19 protein-coding genes and 5 pseudogenes are annotated in these 23,583 nt (G+C 70.1%); 11 read left to right on the top strand and 13 right to left on the bottom strand.

The window, feature by feature from the left end; all coding sequences use genetic code 11:
- Nucleotides 1-19: 19 nt before the first annotated feature.
- Nucleotides 20-370, top strand: a complete 351-nt coding sequence (locus QP165_RS08805; protein WP_056017403.1) for a response regulator — start codon at nucleotides 20-22, stop codon at nucleotides 368-370.
- Here QP165_RS08805 and QP165_RS08800 read toward each other — a convergent pair.
- Nucleotides 367-960: a glutamine amidotransferase-related protein gene (locus QP165_RS08800; RefSeq protein ID WP_333995221.1), complete on the bottom strand. Its 594-nt coding sequence runs from the start codon at nucleotides 958-960 to the stop codon at nucleotides 367-369. The two genes, QP165_RS08805 and QP165_RS08800, sit on opposite strands and share 4 nt — an antisense overlap.
- 57 nt (nucleotides 961-1,017) lie before the next feature.
- Between QP165_RS08800 and QP165_RS08795 the strand changes: the two genes are divergently transcribed.
- Complete coding sequence (locus QP165_RS08795) at nucleotides 1,018-1,140, top strand: hypothetical protein (protein WP_333995219.1); 123 nt, start codon at nucleotides 1,018-1,020, stop codon at nucleotides 1,138-1,140.
- A 122-nt stretch (nucleotides 1,141-1,262) separates the two neighbouring features.
- On the opposite strand, the gene QP165_RS08790 is transcribed toward QP165_RS08795, so the two are convergent.
- The 6 genes from QP165_RS08790 to QP165_RS08765 form a co-directional block, all read right to left on the bottom strand.
- On the bottom strand, nucleotides 1,263-2,507 hold the full coding sequence (locus QP165_RS08790) for a putative DNA modification/repair radical SAM protein (protein ID WP_056017397.1): 1,245 nt from the start codon (nucleotides 2,505-2,507) through the stop codon (nucleotides 1,263-1,265).
- Nucleotides 2,508-2,566: 59 nt separating this feature from the next.
- Entirely contained in the window at nucleotides 2,567-2,752 is a 186-nt protein-coding gene (locus tag QP165_RS08785) for a hypothetical protein (protein WP_056017394.1), read from the bottom strand.
- A 70-nt stretch (nucleotides 2,753-2,822) separates the two neighbouring features.
- Nucleotides 2,823-6,221: a chromosome segregation SMC family protein gene (locus tag QP165_RS08780; RefSeq protein ID WP_333995216.1), complete on the bottom strand. Its 3,399-nt coding sequence runs from the start codon at nucleotides 6,219-6,221 to the stop codon at nucleotides 2,823-2,825.
- Nucleotides 6,222-6,443: 222 nt separating this feature from the next.
- Complete coding sequence (locus tag QP165_RS08775; protein WP_056017388.1) at nucleotides 6,444-7,178, bottom strand: thioredoxin domain-containing protein; 735 nt, start codon at nucleotides 7,176-7,178, stop codon at nucleotides 6,444-6,446.
- Between the two features lie 20 nt (nucleotides 7,179-7,198).
- Nucleotides 7,199-7,861 (bottom strand): DsbA family protein, encoded by a 663-nt coding sequence (locus QP165_RS08770; protein ID WP_333995214.1) that lies wholly within the window; start codon nucleotides 7,859-7,861, stop codon nucleotides 7,199-7,201.
- Nucleotides 7,862-8,452 carry a DUF721 domain-containing protein gene (locus QP165_RS08765; protein WP_056018983.1) on the bottom strand — a complete coding sequence of 197 codons (591 nt, stop codon included), beginning with the start codon at nucleotides 8,450-8,452 and terminating at the stop codon, nucleotides 7,862-7,864.
- 26 nt (nucleotides 8,453-8,478) lie between these two features.
- Between QP165_RS08765 and QP165_RS08760 the strand changes: the two genes are divergently transcribed.
- The 3 genes and pseudogenes from QP165_RS08760 to nudC all read left to right on the top strand — a co-directional run bounded on the left by QP165_RS08760 (nucleotide 8,479) and on the right by nudC (nucleotide 11,855).
- Nucleotides 8,479-9,510 (top strand): A/G-specific adenine glycosylase, encoded by a 1,032-nt coding sequence (locus tag QP165_RS08760; RefSeq protein ID WP_443019274.1) that lies wholly within the window; start codon nucleotides 8,479-8,481, stop codon nucleotides 9,508-9,510.
- An 11-nt stretch (nucleotides 9,511-9,521) separates the two neighbouring features.
- Nucleotides 9,522-10,964: a serine hydrolase domain-containing protein gene (locus tag QP165_RS08755; protein ID WP_333995212.1), complete on the top strand. Its 1,443-nt coding sequence runs from the start codon at nucleotides 9,522-9,524 to the stop codon at nucleotides 10,962-10,964.
- Nucleotides 10,961-11,855 (top strand): annotated as a pseudogene (gene nudC, locus QP165_RS08750) (NAD(+) diphosphatase). The gene QP165_RS08755 and the pseudogene nudC overlap by 4 nt, the downstream one beginning before the upstream one ends.
- Before the next feature lie 142 nt (nucleotides 11,856-11,997).
- Here the strand turns inward: nudC and QP165_RS08745 are convergent.
- The gene (locus QP165_RS08745; RefSeq protein ID WP_333995210.1) at nucleotides 11,998-12,900 is read right to left on the bottom strand and encodes a prephenate dehydratase; all 903 of its coding nucleotides are present in this window, start codon (nucleotides 12,898-12,900) and stop codon (nucleotides 11,998-12,000) included.
- Nucleotides 12,901-13,028: 128 nt separating this feature from the next.
- On the opposite strand from QP165_RS08745, the gene QP165_RS08740 reads away from it, so the two are divergent.
- Entirely contained in the window at nucleotides 13,029-13,733 is a 705-nt protein-coding gene (locus tag QP165_RS08740) for a c-type cytochrome (RefSeq protein ID WP_333995208.1), read from the top strand.
- Between the two features lie 121 nt (nucleotides 13,734-13,854).
- Here QP165_RS08740 and QP165_RS08735 read toward each other — a convergent pair whose 3' ends face one another.
- Entirely contained in the window at nucleotides 13,855-14,739 is an 885-nt protein-coding gene (locus QP165_RS08735) for a TIGR00730 family Rossman fold protein (protein WP_056017374.1), read from the bottom strand.
- 46 nt (nucleotides 14,740-14,785) lie between these two features.
- Nucleotides 14,786-15,439, bottom strand: a complete 654-nt coding sequence (locus tag QP165_RS08730) for an extensin family protein (protein ID WP_333995205.1) — start codon at nucleotides 15,437-15,439, stop codon at nucleotides 14,786-14,788.
- A gap of 233 nt (nucleotides 15,440-15,672) precedes the next feature.
- Between QP165_RS08730 and QP165_RS08725 the strand changes: the two are divergent.
- The 5 genes and pseudogenes from QP165_RS08725 (at nucleotide 15,673) to QP165_RS08705 (ending at nucleotide 21,491) form a co-directional block, all read left to right on the top strand.
- Nucleotides 15,673-16,828: pseudogene (locus QP165_RS08725) on the top strand (phosphoserine transaminase).
- 126 nt (nucleotides 16,829-16,954) lie between these two features.
- A pseudogene (gene serA / locus QP165_RS08720) lies at nucleotides 16,955-18,533 on the top strand (phosphoglycerate dehydrogenase).
- Between the two features lie 183 nt (nucleotides 18,534-18,716).
- Nucleotides 18,717-19,073 carry an endonuclease domain-containing protein gene (locus QP165_RS08715; RefSeq protein WP_333995203.1) on the top strand — a complete coding sequence of 119 codons (357 nt, stop codon included), beginning with the start codon at nucleotides 18,717-18,719 and terminating at the stop codon, nucleotides 19,071-19,073.
- On the top strand, nucleotides 19,070-20,170 hold the full coding sequence (locus QP165_RS08710; protein ID WP_333995201.1) for an ATP phosphoribosyltransferase regulatory subunit: 1,101 nt from the start codon (nucleotides 19,070-19,072) through the stop codon (nucleotides 20,168-20,170). The genes QP165_RS08715 and QP165_RS08710 overlap by 4 nt, the downstream gene beginning before the upstream one ends.
- Before the next feature lie 30 nt (nucleotides 20,171-20,200).
- Nucleotides 20,201-21,491, top strand: a pseudogene (locus QP165_RS08705) (adenylosuccinate synthase).
- A gap of 91 nt (nucleotides 21,492-21,582) precedes the next feature.
- On the opposite strand, the gene QP165_RS08700 reads toward QP165_RS08705, so the two are convergent.
- From QP165_RS08700 to QP165_RS08690, 3 genes and pseudogenes are all read right to left on the bottom strand, one after another.
- Nucleotides 21,583-21,966 carry a hypothetical protein gene (locus tag QP165_RS08700; protein WP_333995199.1) on the bottom strand — a complete coding sequence of 128 codons (384 nt, stop codon included), beginning with the start codon at nucleotides 21,964-21,966 and terminating at the stop codon, nucleotides 21,583-21,585.
- Nucleotides 21,967-22,026: 60 nt separating this feature from the next.
- Nucleotides 22,027-23,092: pseudogene (gene aroC / locus QP165_RS08695) on the bottom strand (chorismate synthase).
- On the bottom strand, nucleotides 23,089-23,502 hold the full coding sequence (locus tag QP165_RS08690) for an endonuclease domain-containing protein (RefSeq protein WP_082445786.1): 414 nt from the start codon (nucleotides 23,500-23,502) through the stop codon (nucleotides 23,089-23,091). Before QP165_RS08690 ends, aroC begins: the two are co-directional and overlap by 4 nt.
- Nucleotides 23,503-23,583: the final 81 nt, after the last annotated feature.

Raw genomic sequence — 23,583 nt, 5'->3', positions numbered from 1 at the left:
GTAATGCCGGGAAACACCAATGTGCCATGCGCTCGTAATCGAAGATGACTGGCTGATCGCCGATCATATCATCTGCCTGATCGAGCAGGCTGGTGCGACCTCGATCGCGCAGGCGGATACGCAGGATGCCGCGATCGAGCAGGCGCGGCACCGCCGTCCGGACATCATCGTGTCCGACGTCAAGCTGCTCGAGGGCACCGGTCCCGCCGCCGTTCAACGCATCCTGTCGCAGTATGGCGACCTGCCCGTGATCTTCGTGACGGGGACGCCCGAGGATTGCATTCCGTTTGCGCCGCCGATGGTCATCCTCAACAAGCCGGTGAACGACGCTGTAGTGGTCGACACGTTCCGGCGGCTCGCGCCGCGTTAATCCGCTCCCGCGTCGCGCGCGCGGCTCGGCGTGAAATGATCGAGAAAATTGGTCAGTTCGAGGCGGCGGCTGGCCTCGTGCGCGAATTCGCGGTCGACCCCCAGCGCCCATAGCAGCGACCGGCGGTCGGGCGAGTCATGCAGCGCGTCGAGCTCGGCGGCGCGGCGTTCGACATCGTCCGACGTTTCGGCCAACCCCGCTTCGATGAGATCGTCGGCCTGCCGCCGCAACGCGATCGCGATCTCGCGCGGGGCGAGCTCGGGGTGATATTGGACACCCCAGAAGACGCCGCCGTCATGGCGGATCTCCGCCGCCTGGATGCTGGTCACCGCATTGCTCGCGAGCAAGGTCGCGTCGTCGGGAAGCTGCTCGACCTCGTCGCCGTGAATTGCGGGCGCATCCCAGCTCGGTGCCCGACCCGCGAGCAGCGGGTGCGTACGGCCGTCGGCGGTGGCGGTGATCCGGCGCGCGACGCCCGCCTCGATCCGCTCGGGCATCTTGCGCACGCGGCCGCCCGCCGCGGCGACCGCGAGCTGCAGCCCGGCGCAGGATCCGAACGACGGCGTGCCCGAAGCGAATACCGCGCGCATGAACGCGAGCTGGCGGCGGACCGGGGGGTGTCGTCATAGACGTGGAGCGGCGATCCGGTGACGAACACCGCATCGAACGCGCGCAACGCCGCCGCGTCGAACTGGCCCGCATCATCGTCGGCGGGCGCGACGATCGTGATCCGCGCATCGGGACGAAGCTGTTCGAGCGTCGCGGCGTAGGTTTCGCCCGAGCTCTTGCCCGCGTGACGGCGACGCGCGTCGCGCTGATCCGCGGTCTCGCTTTCGGCGACGAGGAAATGGGGCAATCGGAATCCTTCTCGCGAGCGCGGTGGACGGCGGCGTCAGCCGAACATTTCCATCTGGCGCGGCTTCGGCGCGACGATCGGGCGAAGCTCGGCGCGGTCCGACAGCGCGACCGGACGCCAGTCTTCGGCGATGATGAACGGGCGCAGCTTGGCGACCGACACCGTCAGCCGCGCGACGTCGGCGAGATGGAGCCGGCGCCAGCGGCGGCTGGTGAGGATGCCGTTGACCGCCTTCACGCCAAGCCCGGGGACGCGGAGCAGCATCTCGCGCGGCGCGCGGTTGACGTCGACGGGGAACGCGCCGCGGAACTTGAGCGCCCAGGCAAGCTTGGGGTCGATGTCGAGCGGGAGCATGCCCGTCGCATCGTCCGCGGCGGCGACCACCTCGTGCGGCTGGAACTCGTAGAAGCGCATCAGCCAGTCGGACTGGTAGAGCCGATGCTCGCGCATCAGCGGCGGGCGTTGCAGCGGGAGCACCGCGCTCGCATCGGGGATCGGGCTGAACGCCGAATAATAGACGCGGCGCAGACCGAACCGGTCGTAGAGCGTCGAGGCCTTGCGCACGATGTCGCCATCGGTCGCGGCGTCGGCGCCGACGATCATCTGCGTCGACTGGCCCGCGGGGGCATAGCGTGGCGCGGACTTGTACTTGGCCTTGGCGTCCTTGCCGTCGACGATCGATGCCTTGACCTCGCGCATCGCGGTCTCGATCCGGACGCCGTCCTTTTCGGGGGCGAGCCGCTTCAATCCGCCGGCGGTCGGCAGCTCGACGTTGATCGACAGGCGATCGGCATAGAGCCCCGCCTGGTGGACGAGCTCGGGATCGGCGTCGGGGATCGTCTTGAGGTGAATATAGCCGCGGAAATGATGATCCTCGCGCAAGCTGCGCGCGACCTCGACCATCTGCTCCATCGTGTAGTTGGACGAGGCGATGATCCCCGAGGAGAGGAACAGCCCCTCGATGTAGTTGCGCTTGTAGAAGGCGATCGTCAGGTCGACGACCTCCTTCGCGGTGAAGCGCGCGCGGCGGACGTTCGAGCTCTTGCGGTTGATGCAGTAATGGCAGTCGAAGATGCAGCTGTTGGTCAGCAGGATCTTGAGCAGCGAGATACAGCGGCCGTCGGGCGCATAGGCGTGGCAGATCCCCATCCCCTCGGTCGAGCCGAGCCCCTTGCCGTCCTTCGAATTGCGCTTGGCGGTGCCCGACGAGGCGCAGGACGCATCGTATTTCGCCGCATCGGCGAGGATCTCGAGTTTCTCGCGGGTGTCGAGCTGCGCCATCCGTTCGCATTACGTTCCGGAAGGCACGCTGTCGATTGATCGGGATCAACCTATTGTGATTAGTCGAATAACCCGATCACATAGCGGATCGCATCGACGAAACTGCCAAGGCTGATCGGCAGGAGCAGCAACGCGAGTGCATAGCCGAGCAGCAGGCGGCTGAGCGCGCGTTCATGGCGAAAGACCGGCTTGCGCGGCGGCAGGTCGTCCTTGCGCGGCCAGATCGTCGAGTCGTCGAGGAACATCGCGCGAGCATATCGCAGGTCGGCGGGGTTTGGGAAGAATCCGGGTGCGGCCGCAATCACGCCACCGCGATCACGCCACCGCGACGAGACCGGTCGCGGCCTGGAGGTCGACCGAGACGAGGCGGCTGACGCCGGGCTCGATCATCGTGACGCCGAACAGCCGGTGCATGCGGCTCATCGTGACGGCGTTGTGCGTGACGACGAGGTACCGCGTCGCGGTGTCGCGCGCCATCCGGTCGAGCAGCGCGCAGAACCGGTCGATATTGGCGTCGTCGAGCGGGGCGTCGACCTCGTCGAGCACGCAGATCGGCGCGGGATTGGTGAGGAACAGCGCGAAGATCAGCGCGACGGCGGTGAGCGCCTGTTCGCCACCCGACAGCAATGTCAGCGATTGCAGCCGCTTGCCGGGCGGCTGCGCGAGGATCTCGAGACCCGCCTCGAGCGGATCGTCCGAATCGACAAGGTCGAGATGCGCCGCGCCGCCGTCGAACAACGTCCCGAACAGCCGCTGGAAATGATCGTTGACCGCGGCGAAGGCGGTCAGCAGCCGCTGGCGGCCTTCACGGTTGAGCGTGCCGATCGAGCCGCGCAACCGCTGGACCGCCTCGCCCAGCTCGGCGCGTTCGGCGGCGTTGCCGCCCGATGCGGATTCGAGCTCTGCCAGTTCGCGATCGGCCATGAGGTTGACCGCGCCGATCCGCTCGCGCTCGGTCGTGAGCCGTTCGAACCCGCGCGTCTCGTCCTCCGGCGATCGGACATCGGCGGCGGCGAAGCCGAGACGCTCGGGAAGCAGCGGCGCGGGGCATTCGAACCGTTGACCCGAGACGCGTCCCGCCTCGATCCGGCGCTGCTCGTGATTGTCCGCGCGCGTGGCCGCGGCGACACGGTTCTCGCGCGCGGTGGCGAGCGTCTCGGCGGCGAGACGCTGGCCGTCCTCGGCGGTGCGCAGCGCGGCGTCTGCGGCCTGTTCGGCGGCGTGAAGCGTATCGGCGGTCGCGCGCGCGGCGGCATTGTCCGCATCGAGCGCGGCGAGCTGGCGATCGAGCGCGGCGGGGCGATCCGCGATCCGGTCGGCATCGCGCGCGAGGTCGACCTCGCGCCCGTCCATCGCGCCGATCCGCTTGGCCGCCTCGCCGGCGCGTGCGCGCCAGCTGCGGATGTCGGCCTGCGCCGCGGCGAGGCGTTCGCGGTCGGTAGCGCGGCTGCGGTCGAGCGCGCCGCGTGCGCCGCGCGCCTGCGCGACCGCGGTGCGGCACGCCTCGGCGGTGCGGTGGAGCCCGGCGACCGCGTCGGCGCTGGCGCGGGCGTCGGGCAGCGCGGCGACCGCGGCGTCGGCCGCGCGCTGTTCGGCGCGCGCGGCGTCCTGTTCGGTGTCGATGCGGTGCGCGCGCAGGTCGAGATCGGCGCGCTGCCCGACGAGCCGTTCGAGCGCGGCGGCGGCGCGGTCCTCGGTGCGTTGCGCATCGCGGACGCGCGTCTCCGCCGCGCCAAGACGCGTCCGCGCGTCCTGCGCGGCGCGGCGGGCGGCGGCGATGTCATGATCGATCGCGCTCCGTTCGGCGTCGCGCGTCGCGACCGCGTCGGCCGCGGCGGGGCGCGCGGCCTGCAGGGCGTGCAGCCGGTTGAGCCGTTCGAGCCGCTCGGCCGCGGCGGCGCCGCTGCCGGTCGCGACGAACCCGTCCCAGCGCCGCAGCGTGCCGTCGCGCGTGACGAGCCGCTGGCCGACCGCGAGCGGGCCGCCCTCGTCGACTTCGGTGACGAAGACCTGCGCGAGCCGTCGCGCGAGCACCGCGGGCGCGTCGACCTGGGTGGCGAGCGGCGTCGCACCCGGGGGTGCGGTCGGGTCGTCGGCGCGCGGCGTGGCGCCCGTCCACGCGGCGTGCGGCGTGTCGAGATCGTCGCCGAGCGCAGCGGCGAGCGCGCGTTCGTGGCCGGGGGTGGCGGTGACGTGGTCGAGCAGGCGGTCGCGACCGCTGCGCTGCGTCGCACGGGTGAGCGCGGCCGCCTCGCTGTCGATCGCGGTGAGGTCCGCGCGGGCGGTCGCGCGCGCGGACTCGGCGGCATCGCGCGCGGCGATCGCGTCGCGCTCGTCGGTTTCCGCCTGCCCGAGCGCGTGACGCGCCGCGGCGGCCTCCTCGATTGCCGCCAGACGCGCAGCGGCGGCGGCGTCGCGCTCGGCCTCGATCGGGGCGGCATCGCCGAGCGCGGCGCGCGCTGCGCCGAGTTGCGCCGCGTCGCGTGCCGCACGATCGGCGCGCGCGCCGGCGGCGGCGAGCGCGGCGGCGGCGACGCGCGTCTCGGCGGCGTCGCCCGCATGACGCGTCATCGCCTGCGCGAGCGCGACCTCGGCATCGCGCGCGCGCCGTTCGGCCTCGACCTGCGCGGCGTCGAGCGCGGGCACCGCAGCGGTAGCCTGCGTGATCGCGGCATCGAGTGCGGTGGTCTCGTCCGCGAGCCGCGCGAGCGCATCGGCGGCATCGCGCGCGAGACTGCCCTCGCGCGCGCGGTCCTCCGCGATCCGGCGGCGTGCGTCGGCAAGCCCGGTCAGCTGCCGGTCGATCGCGGCGCGTTCGGTGCGCAGGCTTGCGAGCGCGTGCCCCGTCTCGGTGGCGGTGTCGCGCGCGGCGAGCGCTGCGCTGCGCGCGGAGGCGACCGCCGCGGCCGCGTCGAGCCGGTTTGCGGCGGTGGTCCGCTCGACCGCCGCGGCGTCGGACACGCGCGCATCGGCGACCGCCGCGGCCAGCCGCGCGGCATCCGCGGCGGCCGCGGCCTCGTGCCAGCGCGCGAAGACCAGCCTGGCTTCGGCGACGCGGATCTGCGTGGAAAGCTGTCGATAGCGGTCGGCGGCGCGCGCCTGGCGCCTGAGCGCGGCGACGCGCGCGTCCTGGTCGGCGATCACCGCGTCGAGCCTGGCGAGATTGGCCTCGGTCGCGCGCAGCCTGGCCTCGGCGTCCTTGCGGCGGACGTGCAGCCCGGCGATCCCCGCCGCATCCTCGAGCATCGCACGGCGATCGGCGGGTTTGGCGGCGATCACCGCGCCGATCCGGCCCTGGCTGACCAGCGCGGGGCTGTGCGCGCCGGTCGCGGCATCGGCGAAGAGCAGGCCGACATCCTTCGCGCGGACGTCGCGGCCGTCGATCCGGTAGGCGGAACCCGCGCCGCGTTCGATCCGGCGGACCACCTCGCATTCGTCGACCCCCGTCGGCCCGGCGATCTCGGCGAGGATCGAGACCTCGGCGAAATCGCGCGGCGGGCGCGTCGCGGTGCCCGCGAAGATGACGTCCTCCATCCCCGATCCGCGCAGCGACTTGGCGCTGGCCTCGCCCATCGTCCAGCGGAGCGCCTCGAGCAGGTTCGACTTGCCGCAGCCGTTCGGCCCGACGACGCCGGTCAGCCCGGGTTCGATCCGGAGGTCGGCGGGTTCGACGAAGCTCTTGAACCCGGTGATGCGGAGGCGTTTGATCTGCACGGCGCGCGCTCTCCCCTGGGGTGGCGACGGTAGCTCAGCCGGCGGGTTGTGCCGAGGGGATATCTGCGGTGGAGGTTTTGGGTCCTGGCGATCGTTCCCCGCCGGGGGGCGAGAGTGACGAAGGGGAGGGAAGGAAAACCCTTGTTCCGCGTCCGCCCCCTCCGTCAGGCTGCGCCTGCCACCTCCCCCTGGCGGGGGAGGATCGTCAGCGCAGTATCGGGGTCAGGCGCCGGCGGCCTTGAGCGCCTTTTCCATCTCGCTCCACGACAGCACGTTCTCGAGCTTCTTGCCGTTGAGCAGGAAGGTCGGCGTGCCGGTGACCGTGCCCGACTGCATCGCGTCTTCGGTCGGCTTGGCCATGACCTCGAGCTGCTTCTGGTCGGCGAGGCAGGCGCGCGCCTTGGCCTCGGGGATGCCGCGCTGCTTGACGAAGTCGATCGCGCCCATGTGCTCGGCGAGCTTGGTGGCGACCGCGGTCGGGGGCAGGTTGGCGAGGCTCTGCTGCAGCGCGGCGGGCATCGTCTGGAGCTTGTCGAGGAACGCGTTCTGGTTCTGGTACATCTGCTCGAGGATCGGGAAGAACGGCGCGGTGCCGCCGCACTGGCCGAGCAATGTCAGCGCGACGTCGGGCGCGCCGTGGACGAGGAAGTCGCGGAATTCGAAGCTGACCTTGCCGGTCGAGACATAGGTCTCGGTGAGCGGCTTGTACGCCTCGCGGCCAAACGCGCCGCAGGTCGGGCACGAGCGCGCGCCATATTCGACGAGCTTGATCGGGGCGTTGGGGTTGCCCATCAAATAGCCTTCGGGCGTCTTGACGACGGTCTCGGCCCAGTTCTGGCCGGCGGGTGCGGTCGCCGCGGCGACGGGGGCTGCGGCCTGCGTGGTGTTCGACGTGTCGCCACCCGAACATGCGGCGAGCGCGAGCGGCAGGACGGCGAGGGCGGATACGAGCTTCATGCGGTGATACTCCAACGAAATTAACGGGCGCCGGCGGTGCGCAGCGCGGGTTCGAGCTGGGCCCAGCCGCCATGCGGCACGATCTTGCCATTGATGAAGAAGGACGGCGTCGAATCGACTTCGGCGGGCGCGGCGGCGGTGATCGCGAGGATCCGGTCGACCTCCGCACCGTCCGCGAAGCACGCGTCGATCGCGGCGGACGACAGCCCGCGCGCCTTGACCAGATCGGTCAGCCCCGCGCCATCGGCATAGGCCCTGAGCTGCGCGGGACGCGGGTAGAGGCCGATGCGCGCGGCGTTCACCTCCTGGAACTCGATCCCGCGCTTGAGCCAGACGGGCTGCGCGGCGAAGATCGCGGCGGAGGTCGGGAAGAAGCCGCGCGGGCCGGTGCAGCGCGCGAGCACCGCCGCGGCGAGATCGAGCCGGTCGCGGATCATGTGGCGGAATTCGAGGCTGGTCGAACCCGAGGCGATCATCCGGCCCTTGAGCACCGCCTGCGACTGCGTCGAGAAATCGGCGCAGTGCGAACAGGTGTAGCTCGCATATTCGACGAGCTTCACGCGCGCGGTCGGGCTGCCGAGCACATAGGTGCCGCTCGCGGTCCTGGCGACGGGGGGCGCCTTCTGCGCTGGCGTGGCGGCGGTGAGGAGAACGAAACCGAGAAACGCGAAGAGAAGGCGCATTCAGCTGATCCTGGGAAGGCCGTTCGTCGAGGCGACGCCGGCGGCTAGTGATTCGAGGACCGCGCGCAGCTCGGGATCCGCGATCCCCTTCAGGCTCTGTCCGAGGTCGGCGGGCACCGTCCTGATCGCGGGCGGCGCGGCCTTGACGCGGGGGCGGGCGACCTCCCCCTGGCGGATCGTGATGCGCGCGACCGCGGCATAGCCGAAGAAGCGGTTCACGCGCTCGGTGATCTCGGGGATGACGTGCTGCATCATCGGCGCATGCGCGCCGCGGACGGTCAGCGTGAGGACGCCGTCCTGTTTCTGCCCCATCGGGAAGCGGATCGATTCGGGCGTGCTGACGCCGGCGAATCGTTCGCCGACGATCTCGGGCCAGCGGCTGACGACCGAGGACTGGACGAAGCCGAAGCGGCGGAACGCGGCGCCGCCGATCGCGGGCAGCAGCTCGGCGACCGCGCGCGAGCGGTTGGCGCGGGGGGCATCGGCGTCGATCTTGGGCTTGCGCGGCGCGGCCTTGCGCTTGGGCGCGGCGCGCGCGCCGGTCGCCGCCGGGCCGTTTTCGTCGATGCTGGTGCCGGACGGGTTGCTCATCGCAATCCCCATGCCATAGGCGGCGCGTGAACGCCAAGCGCTCTTCCGTCGCCGACGCCCTGCTCGACTGGTACGACCGGCATCGCCGCGAGCTGCCGTGGCGCGCGAGGCCGGGCGACCCGGTCGATCCGTACCGCGTGTGGCTGTCCGAGGTGATGCTCCAGCAGACCACGGTCGCCGCGGTCACGCCGCGGTTCCTCGCCTGGACCGCGCGCTGGCCCGATTTCGCGAGCCTGGCAGCCGCGGAGGACGCCGACGTGATGGCCGCATGGGCAGGGCTTGGCTATTATGCACGCGCGCGCAACCTGGTCGCCGCGGCCAAGGTGGTGGTCGCCGAGCATGGCGGCGTGTTTCCGCGGACCGAGGCCGAATTGCGCACGCTGCCCGGGCTCGGCGCCTATACCGCGGCGGCGGTGGCGGCGATCGCGTTCGGCGAGCGTGCGGTGGTGGTCGACGCCAATGTCGAGCGCGTCGTCGCGCGGCTGTTCGCGATCGAGACGCCGCTACCCGCGGCACGGCCCGCGATCCGCGCGGCCGCGGACACGATCACGCCCGATGCGCGCGCGGGCGACTTCGCGCAGGCGATGATGGACCTCGGCTCGTCGATCTGCACGACGCGCAGCCCGAAATGCCTGTTGTGCCCGCTGCGCGCCGATTGCGACGGCTATGCGCAGGGCACGCCCGAGCGGTTGCCGGTCAAGGCGAAGAAGGCGGCCAAGCCGCAGCGTTACGGAACGATCTTCTGGCTCGAGCGCGCGGGGCAGGTGCTGCTCGTGCGGCGGCCCGATACGGGGTTGCTCGGCGGGATGCGCGCGCTGCCGACGGGGCCCTGGGCGGACGCGCCGCCGGGGTTTGAGGAGGCGCCGGCGCAGGCGGACTGGCAGATGCTCGAGCAGCGCGTCGTGCACGGCTTCACGCATTTCGACCTCGAACTCGCGCTTGCGGTGGCGCAGGTCGAGGCGCATCAACCCGGCGAATGGTGGAGCATCGACGCGCTGGACACAGCCGGGTTGCCGACCGTTTTCTTGAAGGCCGCCAAGGCGGTACGGACACGATAGGGAGGGCGGCAATGAAGCTTTCGCACTGGATCCCGGCGGGCGGACTCGCCGTGGTGGCAACGACCGCGCTGTATGCGGGGCAGGGTCAGATGGCGGGCCAGACGCAGGCCGCGCGTACCGCCAGCCGCAGCGACGTCGCCGTGACCGGACGCGCCGGCGACCCTGCACGCGTGGTGCTGCCCAAGGTCGAGCGGCTGTTCGACGGCTATGTCCGCGACGGCAAGATGCCCGGGATCGTCGGTGCGTTCGGGATCGGCGACCGGCCGACGCTGTTCCCCGCGAGCGGCGCGATCGCGGACGGGACGGGGCAGCCCGTCGCCGACGCCGATTCGCTGTGGCGCGTCTATTCGATGACCAAGCCGATCACGGGCATGGCCGCGATGATGCTCGTCGAGGACGGCAAGCTCGGGCTCGACGACCCGTTGAGCAAATATATCCCTGCGTTTAAAACGATGACCGTCGCGACGAGCCCCGACACGTCGCTGGCGACACGGCCCGCGACGACGCCGATCACGATCCGGATGCTGCTGACGCATACCGCCGGGCTTGGCTACAGCATCAACGTGAAGGGGCCGCTGCTCAAGGAATATGAGCGGCGCGGGGTCCTGCCGATGTCGGTCAATGCGGCAATGGAGACGCAGATGGCGCAGGTCCGGCCGACCTCGCTCGAGGAGTTCGCCAACCGCGCGGCGACGCTGCCGCTGGTCGCCGAACCGGGGACCCGGTGGAGCTATTCGATCGGGCTCGACGTGATGGGCCGGGTGATCGAGGTGGCGAGCGGGATGCCGTTCGAGCGGTTCCTCCAGACGCGGATGTTCACGCCGCTCAAGATGACCTCGACCTTCTTCAGGGTCCCGCCGGGGCAGGTGAAGCGGCTGGCCACCAACTATGCGTTCGTCGGCGACACGCGCACGCCGCTCGACCCCGCCGCGACGTCGGTGTTCCTCCAGGCGCCGAGCTTTCCCTATGGCGGTGCGGGGCTGGTGATGTCGGCGCGCGATTACGACCGGTTCCTGCACATGCTCGACGCACGGGGCACGCTCGACGGCGTCCGCGTGATGAAGCCCGAGACCGTCGCGCTCGGCATGTCGAACCTGTTGCCCAAGGGCGTGCGCTTCGGGGGGATCGGCACCGGCAACGGCGCAAGCGCGGCGGGCAATGCGATGGGCTTCGGCGCGGGCGGCTCGGTCTATCTTGCGGACGTGCCGGGCGGCGCGTCGAAGGGCACCTATGGCTGGGGCGGCGCGGCGGGGACGATCGGCTGGGTCGATCCGGTGCGGCACGTCCGCGGCACCGTGATGGTCAATTATTTTCCCGGCGAGCGATGGCCGCTGCGCAACGAGGTCGTCGCAGCATTGTTCAGCGATGTCGCGGTACGCGCCGCGGCCGCTGACCGGGCGGCGGGACCGAGGTCTGCGATGGGAGCTGGAATGAGGGCAGGAACGCAACGATGAGTCTGGCGAGTGACGTGATACCGGGTTTCACCGGCGGGACCCTCGATCGGGCGGATGCGCTGCGTCACGATGCCGAAGCGCTCGCGGCGGCGCGCGGCGACTGGCGGGCGCGGCTGCTGGTGCTCGACGGGTTGATGCCTGCGGTGACCGACGATGGCCGGCTCGAATGGACGTCGCTCGCGCATCTGCCCGACGATGCCGAGCCGATCCTGCTCGGGCTCGACGAGAGCGGGCGGCCCCATTTCACCGCGCTGCTTGCCGGGATGCGCGTCGATACCGCACCGGCGATGCGGTCGCCCGCGCTGATGGCGGTGCTGGGCAGCCTCGCGCCGGGCGAGGCCGCGACCTATGCCGCGGCGCGCAGCGTGATCGACTGGCATGTCCGGCATGGCTTCTGCGCGAAATGCGGCAGCGCGACCGCGGTCTTCCGCGGCGGCTGGGCGCGCAAATGCCCGGCATGCGGCGCCGAGCATTTCCCGCGCGTCGATCCGGTCGTGATCATGATCGCCGAGCATGACGGGCGTGCGCTGCTCGGGCGCGGCAAGGGCTGGCCGCCGGGACGCTATTCGGCGCTGGCGGGGTTTCTCGAACCCGGCGAGATCGATCGAGGAGGCGGTCGCGCGCGAGATCGCCGAGGAAGCCGGCGTGCGCGTCGGGCGCGTCCGCTATGTCGCGAGCCAGCCCTGGCCGTTCCCGTCGTCGCTGATGATCGCATGCGTCGCGGAGGCCGAGGACGATGCGATCACGCTCGACGTGAACGAGCTCGAGGATGCGATGTGGGTCCCGCGCGAGATGGTGCGCGCGGTGCTGCGTGGCGAGGAGGGGCCGTTCCTGCCGCCGCCGTCCTATGCGATCGCGCACACGCTGCTCACCGTCTGGGCGCAGGGGTAGGCGACGCTGCTAAAATCCTCCCCGCCAGGGGGAGGTGGCGCCGAAGGCGTCGAGGGGGAGGAAAGTGTAACGTCGGTTCCGTGTCCTCCCCCTCCGTCAGGCAAGAGCCTGCCACCTCCCCCTGGCGGGGGAGGATGAAAGTCTAACCTCTCGGGCGGGCCTGTCGGTAGGTGCCGAGGACGCGGAGCCATTTCGAATGGAAGCCGAGCTCCTCGAGCGCGTGGTCGAGATTGGCGTCGCCGGGCTTGCCGACCACATCGGCATAGAATTCGGTCGCGGCGAAGCTGCCGTTGCGCTGATAGCTTTCGAGCTTGGTCATGTTGACGCCGTTGGTCGCGAACCCGCCCATCGCCTTGTAGAGCGCGGCGGGGACGTTGCGGACCTCGAAGATCAGCGTGGTCATCCAGTCGCCGTCGCCGACGTCCTGCGCCGCCGGGGGCTTGCCGCCGCGCGCGAGCGTGACGAAGCGCGTCGTGTTGTGGTCGGCGTCGGCAATGTCGGTCGCGAGCAGGTCGAGCCCGTAGAGCGCGGCGGCGGCGGGCGGCGCGAGCGCTGCGATCGCGGGATCGGCGAGCTCGGCGACCTTCGCCGCGGCTCCCGCGGTGTCGGGATAGCTGACCGGCTCGATCGCGTGCGCCTTGAGCCAGTGGCGGCACTGGCCGAGCGCCTGCGGATGGCTCATCGCCTGGCGGATGCCGTCGCGCGGGCCGATCCCCATCAACGCGTGGCGGATCGGCAGGAAATGCTCGCCGGTGATCACCAGCCCCGATTCGGGGAGCAGGAAATGGATGTCGGCGACGCGGCCGTGGAGCGAATTCTCGATCGGGATGATCGCGCAGTCGGCGCGGCCGTCCTTCACCGCGTCGATCGCATCGGCAAAGTCGAAACACGGCAGCGGCAGGCCATCGGGGAACGCCTCGACCGCGGCGACATGGCTGTTGGCGCCGGGCGCGCCCTGGAACGCGACCGCGCGCGCGGGCTCTGCGGCGGCGGCGGCGGTCATCCGCGCGACGATCGGACGGGCGGGGACGGCGAAGTTTTCCATGGGTGCGCCGCGTAGCCAGCGCGGCGCGTGCGGGCAAGCGCGTCGAAAGCCCTGGGGCAGCGTTTGCTTGCGATCAGGGCCAGGCTTTTCTATGGCAGTGCCAAACCTAACAGGGGCGGATGCGCATTATGGACGACAGGACCAATACGATCGCCGGTTGGGTGCTCGCAGGTTGTGGTGCGGCGCTCGGGCTGTCGATCGTAGGGGGCATGCTGTTCCACGGCGAGCGGCCCGAGAAGATGGGCTATGCGATCGAGGGCGTCGTCGAGGAGGGCGCGGGTGGCGGTGCCCCCGACGTGGCGATCGCCTCGCTGCTGCCGACCGCCGATGCCGCCAAGGGCGCCGAGGTCTTCAAGAAGTGCGCCGCATGCCACACGATCAACCAGGGTGGCGCGAACGGGATCGGCCCGAACCTGTACGGGACGATGGGCGAGGGGATCGGCCAGGGCAAGGGCGGCTTTGCCTTTACCGACGCGCTGAAGGGCGTCGGCGGCACCTGGGACTTCGACAAGATGAACGCGTGGCTGACCAGCCCGCGCAAGTTCGCGGCCGGCACCAAGATGACCTTTGCGGGTCTCGGCAACGCGCAGGACCGCGCGAACGTGATCCTGTATCTCAACCAGCAGGGCTCGAACCTGCCTCTGCCCGCGGCGCCTGCCGCCGGGGCGCCTGCGGCCGAGGGCGCGGATCAGCCTGCTAGCGCGAATGCCGCGGAGGCTGCGGCCGAGAACGGCGCGGATACCGCGGATATCGCGAACACGGGGACGGCGGCGTCGGGTGCGCCCTCGGTCGATCCGGAAGCTGCGCGCAAGGGTGCGCGGACGGAACAGTAATCCTCTCTGCTCCCTCTCCCCTGTGGGGAGAGGGTTGGGGTGAGGGGCTTTTCCGAGGCGCTGCGTTGCGTGGCAGCCCCTCACCCCGGCCCTCTCCCCCGAGGGGAGAGGGGGTATAAGGTCAGGCTTCTGCCGCCTCGTTGGCGGCACGTTCGCGGTAGAAGGACTGGACGGCGTCCCATGCCTCGTCGGCGGTTTCGACGTAGCGGAAGATCGACAGGTCCTTCTCGCTGACCACGCCTTCCTCGACCAGTGCGTCGAAGTTCACCACGCGCTCCCAGAACTGGCGACCGAACAGCAGCACGGGGATCGGCTGGATCTTGCCCGTCTGGATCAGCGTCAGCAGCTCGAACAGCTCGTCGAACGTGCCGAACCCGCCCGGGAATGCCGCGAGCGCGCGCGCGTGGAGCAGGAAGTGCATCTTGCGCAGCGCGAAATAGTGGAACTGCACCGACAGCGACGGCGTCACATAGGGGTTGGGCGCCTGCTCGTGCGGCAGGACGATGTTGAGCCCGATCGATTCGGCGCCGACATCGGTCGCGCCGCGGTTCGCCGCCTCCATGATCGACGGACCGCCGCCCGAGCACACGACGAACTGCCGCCAGCCGCGCTCGTCGCGGGGCAGCACGCTGACCTTGGCGGCGAGCTCGCGCGCGACGTCGTAATATTTCGACTTCTCGACCAGCCGCTCGGCGATCTTCTTCGACTTTTCGTCGGTCGCGAGTTCGAGCAGCGCCTGCGCCTTGGCGGGCTCGGGGATGCGGGCGGAGCCGTAGAAGACGAAGGTCGAGGCGATCTTCGCTTCCTCGAGCACCAGTTCGGTCTTGAGCAGCTCGAGCTGGAACCGCACCGGGCGCAGGTCCTCGCGGAGCAGGAAGTCCATGTCCTGGAAGGCGAGGCGGTAGTGCGGATGCTGCGTCTGCGGCGTGGACGTGATGTCGCGGGCGGTTTCAGCGTCCTGGCTGGCGTTCGCGAAAACGCGTGAGGGAATGCGGGTATCTGTCATTTCGGCGGATTTAGTCGAAAGCCGCGCGCAGGGCTAGACCGGTGTACTAGCGGCAGAAATTCGCGCGATCGTCCTCAAGATGGAGGTGATTGCGGTGCGCGGCGTTATAGTCGGGGCTGAGCACGGTGCCGAACCGCTTGCACGCCGAGGCGCGGATCGTCTGGAGGAACTGCCGCACCTGCGGGTCGGGCGAGCTCCAGTCGTTGAGGACGCTGATCCGCCGCCCGTCCTTCAGCACGAACCCGCCAATATCGACCGCGTTGGCGATCGCGTGGCCCGACCGGCGGCTCACGGTGCGCGCCGAGCCGACGACGTTGCGGCACGCATAGCTGCCCATGCTGTCGATCCGCGCGAGTTCGCTGCCGAGCATCTGATAGGCCGCGGGGGCGACCGCGTTGCGCGTCCAGCCGATCAGCGCGCGCGCCGCGCCGCAGCGGACCGCGGTGAGATTGGCGACGGGGACGCCGATATCGACGAGCTTGACGGTGCCCGCCAGGCCGCAACCGGGGCCGGTCTCGCGGTCGGGCAGCAGCTGGAACGAGACACGGAGCTGGCGCAGGTCGGCGAGGCATTGCGCGGTTTCGCGGTTGCTCGGGACCGAGAGGTTGGGGCGGGTCTGTTGCGGTGCGGCGGGGCGATCGGCGCGACCGCAGGCGGCGAGCATGATCGTGAGCAGGAGAGGGTAAAGAACGCGGTACATGGCGCCATCATCCCCGCGCCGCGCCGGCTTGTCACGCGGCGCGGGGCGGCGTTGCGGCGAGTCGAGGCCTGGGCATGGGGGGCGATGCGCTTCGACGTCGCGCGGGGCGAACGGGGAGCGTGGGGACGGGGCACGCATGCGCGGACATGGTTGACTCGCACCGCCACGTCGTTAGGGCCGGCAACGGGCCACGCGGTCCCAACGCCGCGCGTGCTCTCTGTGAGGAGAGATACATGACTGATACGACCTACGCCACCGCCACAGGTGCGCCTGCGCTGCCTGCGACCAAGCCGGCACGCCCCTTTTTCTCCAGCGGTCCCTGCGCGAAGCCTCCGGGCTGGTCCGCGGACAAGCTCGCCACCGATCTCGCTCGGCCGCTCGCATCGCTCGAAGATCGGCAAGACCCGCCTCCAGTACAGCATCGACCTGATGCGCGAACTGCTGAAGCTTCCGAGCACGCACCGCATCGGCATCGTCCCCGGCTCCGACACCGGCGCGTACGAGATGGCGATGTGGACGATGCTGGGCGCGAAGCCCGTCACCGCGCTGGCGTGGGAAAGCTTCGGCGAGGGCTGGGTGACCGATGCGGTCAAGCAGTTGAAGATCGACCCGACCGTGGTGCGTGCCGATTACGGCCAGCTGCCCGATCTGGAGTCGGTCGACTGGTCGAACGACGTGCTGTTCACCTGGAACGGCACCACCAGCGGCGTGCGCGTGCCGAACGCGGACTGGATCCCCGACGACCGCGAAGGCCTGTCGTTCGCCGATGCGACGTCGGGCGTGTTCGCCTACGATATCGACTGGACGAAGATCGATGTCGCGACCTTCTCGTGGCAGAAGGTGCTCGGCGGCGAGGGCGCGCACGGCGTGCTGATCCTCGGCCCGCGCGCGGTCGAGCGGCTCGAGAGCTACACCCCCGCATGGCCGCTGCCCAAGGTGTTCCGCCTCGTCTCGAAGGGCAAGCTCGCCGAGGGCGTGTTCAAGGGCGAGACGATCAACACGCCGTCGATGCTGGCCGTCGAGGACGCGATCTTCAGCCTCGAATGGGCGAAGTCGCTCGGCGAGGACGGGCTGATCGCGCGGTCGGACGCGAATGCGGCGGCTCTGGACACGATCGTGGCGGAGCGCGACTGGCTCGGTCATCTCGCTGCCGATCCGGCGACTCGGTCGCGCACCAGCTTGTGCCTGACGGTCGAGGGTGCGGACGAGGCGATGATCAAGGCGATGGCCGCCGCGCTCGAGAAGGCCGGTGCTGCGTATGACGTCGCGGGCTATCGCGACGCGCCGCCGGGCCTGCGGATCTGGTGCGGCGCGACCGTCGATACCGCCGATATCGTGGCGCTCGGCCCCTGGCTCGACTGGGCCTACGCGACCGCCAAGTCCGCCTGATAGTCTCGCTCCCTCTCCCCTCCGGGGAGAGGGCTGGGGTGAGGGGCTGCCACGCACGCCACCTCCCCGTACCACCCCTCACCCCGACCCTCTCCCCGGAGGGGAGAGGGAGAAGAAGGAAATCCCATGCCAAAAGTCCTCATTTCCGACAAAATGGATCCCCGCGCCGCGCACATCTTCCGCGAGCGCGGCGTCGAGGTCGACGAGATCACCGGCAAGACTCCGCAAGAGCTGATGGCGATGATCGGCGACTATGACGGTCTCGCGATCCGCAGCTCGACCAAGGTCACCAAGGAGATCCTCGAGCATGCGACCAACCTGAAGGTCGTCGGCCGCGCGGGCATCGGCGTCGATAACGTCGACATCCCCGCCGCGTCGGCGAAGGGCGTGGTCGTGATGAACACGCCGTTCGGCAATTCGATCACCACCGCCGAGCACGCGATCGCGCTGATGTTCGCACTCGCGCGCCAGCTGCCCGAGGCCGACGCCTCGACGCAGGCGGGCAAGTGGGAGAAGAACCGCTTCATGGGTGTCGAGCTGACGTCGAAGACGCTCGGCCTGATCGGCGCGGGCAATATCGGCTCGATCGTCGCCGACCGTGCGCGCGGCCTCAAGATGAAGGTCGTCGCGTTCGATCCGTTCCTGACGCCCGAGCGCGCGATCGAGATGGGTGTCGAGAAGGTCACGCTCGACGAGCTGCTCGCACGTGCCGACTTCATCACGCTGCACACGCCGCTGACCGACCAGACGCGCAACATCCTCTCGGCCGACGCGCTCGCCAAGACCAAGAAGGGCGTCCGGATCATCAACTGCGCGCGCGGCGGGCTGATCGACGAGGTCGCGCTGAAGGCGGCGCTCGATTCGGGGCAGGTCGGCGGCGCCGCACTCGACGTGTTCGTCGAGGAGCCCGCCAAGGCCTCGCCGCTGTTCAACACGCCCAACTTCATCAGCACGCCGCATCTCGGCGCGTCGACGACCGAGGCGCAGGTCAACGTCGCGATCCAGGTCGCCGAGCAGATGGCCGATTTCCTGATGTCGGGCGGCGTCACCAACGCGCTCAACATGCCGTCGCTGTCCGCCGAGGAAGCGCCGAAGCTCAAGCCGTACATGGCACTGGCGGAGAAGCTCGGCTCGCTCGTCGGCCAGCTAACGCACGGCGCGGTGTCGCGGATCTCGGTGCATACCGAGGGCGCGGCGGCGGATCTGAACGCCAAGCCGATCGTCAGCGCGGTGCTGGCGGGGTATCTCCAGACGCAGACCGCGACGGTCAACATGGTCAACGCCCCCGTGCTGGCGCGCGAGCGCGGGCTCGAGGTGCGTGAGGTGCGGACCGAGCGCGAGGCGGATTACCACACGCTGCTGCGGGTCTCGGTCAGGACCGAGGATGGCGAGCGCTCGGTCGCGGGCACGCTGTTCGGCGATCTCGGCGCCGCGTCTGGTCGAGCTGCTCGGGATCAAGATCGAGGCGGATCTGGCGGGGCCGATGCTCTATGTCGTCAACGAGGATGCGCCGGGGTTCATCGGTCGTCTCGGGACGGCGCTGGGCGAGGCGGGGGTCAACATCGGCACGTTCCATCTCGGCCGCCGTCAGGCGGGCGGCGAGGCGGTGCTGCTGCTGTCGGTCGACGAGGCGGTGACGCCGGAACTGCTGACGAAGGTCCGCGCGCTGCCGGGGGTTAAGACCGCGATGGGTCTGAACTTCTGATACTGCTGTGTGCTTAGCCCTCTCCCCGGAGGGGAGAGGGAGCGGTGGCTGACGCTGGTGCACGGTCGTGGTACTGATCTAGCCCTCTCCCCTTTGGGGAGAGGGTTGGGTGAGGGGTCGTTTGGTAGGGTAGCGTTTGCGGCGCCCCTCACCCCGGCCCTCTCCCCGAGGGGAGAGGGAGCGGTGGCCAGGATCGACGACGTTCTGCTGGATCGTGCGAAGCGGATGCGGCGCGAGCCTACGCCGGCCGAGGCAATGTTGTGGCGGCATCTTCGCGGGCGGCAGATCAGCGGCGTTAAATTCACCCGTCAGTTCGTCATCGGCCCCTACATCGCCGACTTCGCCGCGCGCGAGACGAAACTCGTCATCGAGGTTGACGGCGATACGCATAGTGACCAAGCGCGCGACGACAGCCGAACGGATTGGCTCGAACGACAGGGATATCGCGTGATACGGTTCAGCAATGCCGACATCATGTCCGGGATGGACGGGGTGTGGCGGGTCATTTCGGCAGCGCTTGGCAGGGAGTCCGCGCAGTGACCGCACTCCTCCCCGAAGGTTTCCGAGATCGCCTGCCGCCCTTCGCCGATTCGGCGGCGGCACTGGAAGCCCGTGTGCTCGAGGCTGCGCGCCTGCACGGTTATGAGCGCGTCGATCCGCCGCTTGCCGAATTCGCCGACGGGCTCGAGATGCGGCTGAAGGCCGGCGGGCTCCACGACGCGGTGCGGTTCGTCGATCCGGTGTCGCAGCGCACGCTCGCGATCCGGCCCGATATCACCGCGCAGGTCGCGCGGATCGCCGCCACCCGCATGGGGCATCACCCGCGACCGGTGCGGCTGAGCTATGCCGGCTCGGTGCTCAAACTGCGCGCGTCGCAGCTCGCGCCGGCGCGTGAGACACGGCAGATCGGCTGCGAGCTGATCGGGCTCGATTCGGTCGCCGCGGCGCAGGAACTCGTCGCGGTCGCGGTCGACATGATCGCGGCGGCGGATGTCAGCGGCGCGTCGATCGACTTCACGCTGCCCGATCTGGTGCCGACGCTCGCCGCCGGGCCGCTGCCGGTCACGCCCGAACAGGTCGCGACGCTGCGCGACCGGCTCGATGCGAAGGATGCCGGCGCGGTCGCCGCGCTCGCGCCCGCCTATCTCCCGCTGATCGAGGCCGCCGGGCCGTTCGCGCAGGCGATGGAGCGGTTGCGCGCGTTCGACACGAGCGGTGCGCTCGCCTCGCGGCTCGACGCCCTGTCGCGCATCGCCGAGGCGATCGACGGGCGCGTCGCGCTGACGCTCGATCCGACCGAGCGGCACGGGTTCGAATATCAAAGCTGGCTCGGCTTCTCGCTGTTCGCCGATGGCAGCACGCGCGAAGTCGGGCGGGGCGGGACGTACACGATCGTCCACGAGACGGGCGCTGAGGAAGCCGCAACCGGTTTCTCGCTCTATGCCGATGCGCTGGTCGGGCGCACCGCGAGCGTCGATCGCCGCCGCCTGTTCCTGCCGTTCGGCACGCCCGCCGGCGAAGGCGCGGCGATGCGCGCGCAGGGCTGGGTCACCGTCGCTGCGCTCGAGGCGGGCGACACCCCCGAAGCACAGGTCTGCACGCATCTATGGGTAGCGGGCGGCCCCCGCGCGCTGTAGGCGCTGCGGGTAATCCTCAGGAGATAGAGTTTGGCCAACGTAGCAGTCATCGGCGCGCAATGGGGCGACGAAGGCAAGGGCAAGATCGTCGACTGGCTCGCCGAGCGCGCCGACATGGTCGTGCGGTTCCAGGGCGGCCATAACGCGGGCCACACCTTGGTCGTCGGCGAGAATGTGTACAAGCTGTCGCTGCTGCCGTCGGGCATCGTCCGCGGCACGCCGTCGTTCATCGGCAACGGCGTGGTGCTCGATCCCTGGGCGCTCAAGGACGAGATCGCCCGGCTCGGCGCGCAGGGCGTCGTCGCGACGCCCGAGACGCTGCGCATCGCCGATACCTGCGCGCTGATCCTGCCGTTCCACCGCGATCTCGACGGTCTGCGCGAGGATGCGAGCGGCGCGGGCAAGATCGGCACGACGCGGCGCGGCATCGGCCCGGCATACGAGGACAAGGTCGGTCGCCGTGCGATCCGCGTGTGCGATCTGGCACATCTCGACGATCTGGGGCCGCAGCTCGACCGTCTGACCGCGCATCACGACGCGCTGCGCGCAGGTTTCGGCGAACCGCCGATCGACCGCGCGGCGCTGATCGCCGAGCTGCGCGAGATCGCCGGCTTCGTCCTGCCGTTCGCAAAGCCCGTGTGGCGCGATCTCAACGCCGCACGGTCGGCGGGCAAGCGGATCCTGTTCGAGGGCGCGCAGGGCGTGCTGCTCGACGTCGATCACGGCACCTATCCGTTCGTGACTTCGTCGAACACGATCGCGGGCGCTGCGGCGGGCGGTTCGGGTCTGGGCCCGAGCGCGGTCGGCTTCGTGCTCGGGATCGCCAAGGCGTATACGACGCGCGTCGGATCGGGGCCGTTCCCGACCGAGCTCGAGAACGAGACGGGCGAGCGGCTCGGCGTGCGCGGGCATGAGTTCGGGACGGTCACGGGGCGCAAGCGTCGCTGCGGCTGGTTCGATGCGGTGCTGGTGCGCCAGTCGGCGGCGGTCGGCGGCATCACCGGGATCGCGCTGACCAAGATCGACGTGCTCGACGGGTTCGAGACGGTGTCGATCTGCACCGGCTATCGCCTGCGCGGCGAGACGCTCGATTACTTCCCCGCGCATGCGGCCGACCAGGCGCTGGTCGAACCGGTGTACGAGACGATGGAAGGCTGGCAGGAAACGACGGCGGGTGCGCGCAGCTGGGCGGATCTGCCGGCGCAGGCGATCAAGTATATCCGCCGGATCGAGGAGCTGATCTCGCTGCCCGGTCGCGCTGGTCTCGACCAGCCCGGAGCGCGCGGACACGATCCTCGTCCGCGATCCGTTCTCGGACTGATCCGTCGCTGACGGCCTGCCGACGACGGCGGGCGCAAAAAAACGGGCGGGGAAATCCCCGCCCGTTTTTTATTTAGCTGACGACGAACCGATCAGTTTGGGGTCGGCGTCATTCCGGGTGCCGGCGTCATGCCGCCTGCTGCGGGCGACGAGGGCGCGTTCGGCATCGTCGGGCCGGTCGTGCTCGAACCGGGCATCGTCGACTGTGCGCCGCCGCGACGCGCCTTCTTCTGGCGATCGTTCGGGTTGGCTGGTGCGGTCGTCGACGGATTCATCGAATCGGTCTGGACCGTGTCGCCTGGCATCGACTGACCCGGCATGGGCTGGCCGGGCATCGGCTGACCGGGCATTGCCTGGCCGCCCATGGTGCCGGACTGACCGCCCATGGTACCCGACTGGCCGGGCGCGGTCGTCTGTGCGGTCGCCGCGCCGGTGATCAGCAGGGCAGCGGCGGTTGCCGTCATCAGAATACGCATCGTGTCTCTCCTAGATCTTGTACCTTTATAACGGGTGACGAGAGCAACACGTTCCGTCGTCTAGCCGCACTGGCCCCGGTGGAGCAACGCCTGGTCCGCTATTACAAGCGCGACCATCGCCTCGACGACCGGCACCCCGCGGATGCCAACGCAGGGGTCGTGGCGGCCCTTGGTGGCGATCGTGGCGGCCTCGCCGGTCGGACTGATCGTCTCGACGGGGGTGAGGATCGAGCTGGTCGGCTTGAACGCGACGCGCAACCGGATCGGCTGGCCGGTGGCGATCCCGCCCGCGATCCCGCCGGCGTGGTTGGCGAGGAATTCGGGGCCGTCGACGCCGGGGCGCATCGGATCGGCATTGGCCTCGCCCGACAGCGCGGCGGCGGCGAACCCGTCGCCGATCTCGATCCCCTTGACCGCGTTGATGCTCATGCACGCCGCGGCGAGTTCGGAATCGAGCTTGGCGTAAAGCGGCGCGCCCCAGCCCGCGGGGACGCCGGTCGCCTCGCACGCGATCACCGCGCCGAGCGACGAGCCGGATTTGCGCGCGGCGTCGACCAGCGCCTCCCAACGCAGCGCGGCCTCGGCATCGGGGCAGAAGAACGGGTTCTGGTCGATCTGCGCGTCGTCGAAATTGGCGGGGTGAATCGCATCGCCGCCGATCGCCTCGACCCAGGCGCGGATGCGGACCTGCGGCACGACGAGCCGCGCGACCGCCCCGGCGGCGACGCGCGCCGCGGTCTCGCGCGCGGACGAGCGGCCGCCGCCGCGATAATCGCGAAACCCGTATTTGGCGTCATAGGCATAGTCGGCATGGCCGGGGCGATAGGCCTTGGCGACGTCCGAATAGTCCTTCGAGCGCTGGTCGACATTCTCGATCATCAGGCTGATCGGCGTGCCCGTGGTGCGCCCGTCGAACACGCCCGACAGGATCCGGACGGTATCGGGCTCGCGCCGCTGCGTGGTGAAGCGCGAGGTGCCGGGGCGGCGCTTGTCGAGCCAGGGCTGGATGTCGGCTTCGGTGAGGGGGATGCCGGGGGCAGCCGTCGACCACCGCGCCGAGCGCGGGGCCGTGCGATTCGCCCCAGGTGGTGAAGCGGAACATCCGCCCGAAGGTGTTGACGCTCACTGGTCCCTCTCCCCGGCGGGGAGAGGGAGGGGCCCGTGCGAAGCATGGGAGGGTGAGGGCACGCTGCTAAGTGCGGACAGGATCGCGGCAAGCACGTCGTCCATCCGCTGCATCACGTCGTTGTTCCAGACACGGATCACACGGTATCCCTTGTTCGCGAGGTAGGCGGTTCTGTCGGCGTCATAGGCCGCGTCGCCGATATGCTGGCTGCCGTCTACCTCGACGACGAGCATGGCGTCCATGCACAGGAAGTCGGCGATGAACGGGCCGATCCAGACCTGGCGGCGGAACTTGAAGTCGGCGAGGCGGCGGCTGCGGAGGTTCTGCCATAGCCGGGTTTCCGCCTCGGTGGCGTCGCGGCGCATCTGGCGTGCGCGGGTGAGGGCTTCGGTGCCGTCCTTCTGCCTCACCTTGCCCTCACCCTCCCATGCTGCGCATGGGCCCCTCCCTCTCCCCTGAAGGGAGAGGGGGTGGTCGATGCTGCCTTCGAT

The organism is Sphingomonas sp. 22R3R2A-7 (assembly GCF_036856055.1).
GTDB lineage: Bacteria > Pseudomonadota > Alphaproteobacteria > Sphingomonadales > Sphingomonadaceae > Sphingomonas.
Note: the sequence above shows the minus strand (reverse complement) of the source record. Positions and strands in the feature narration are given on the sequence as shown.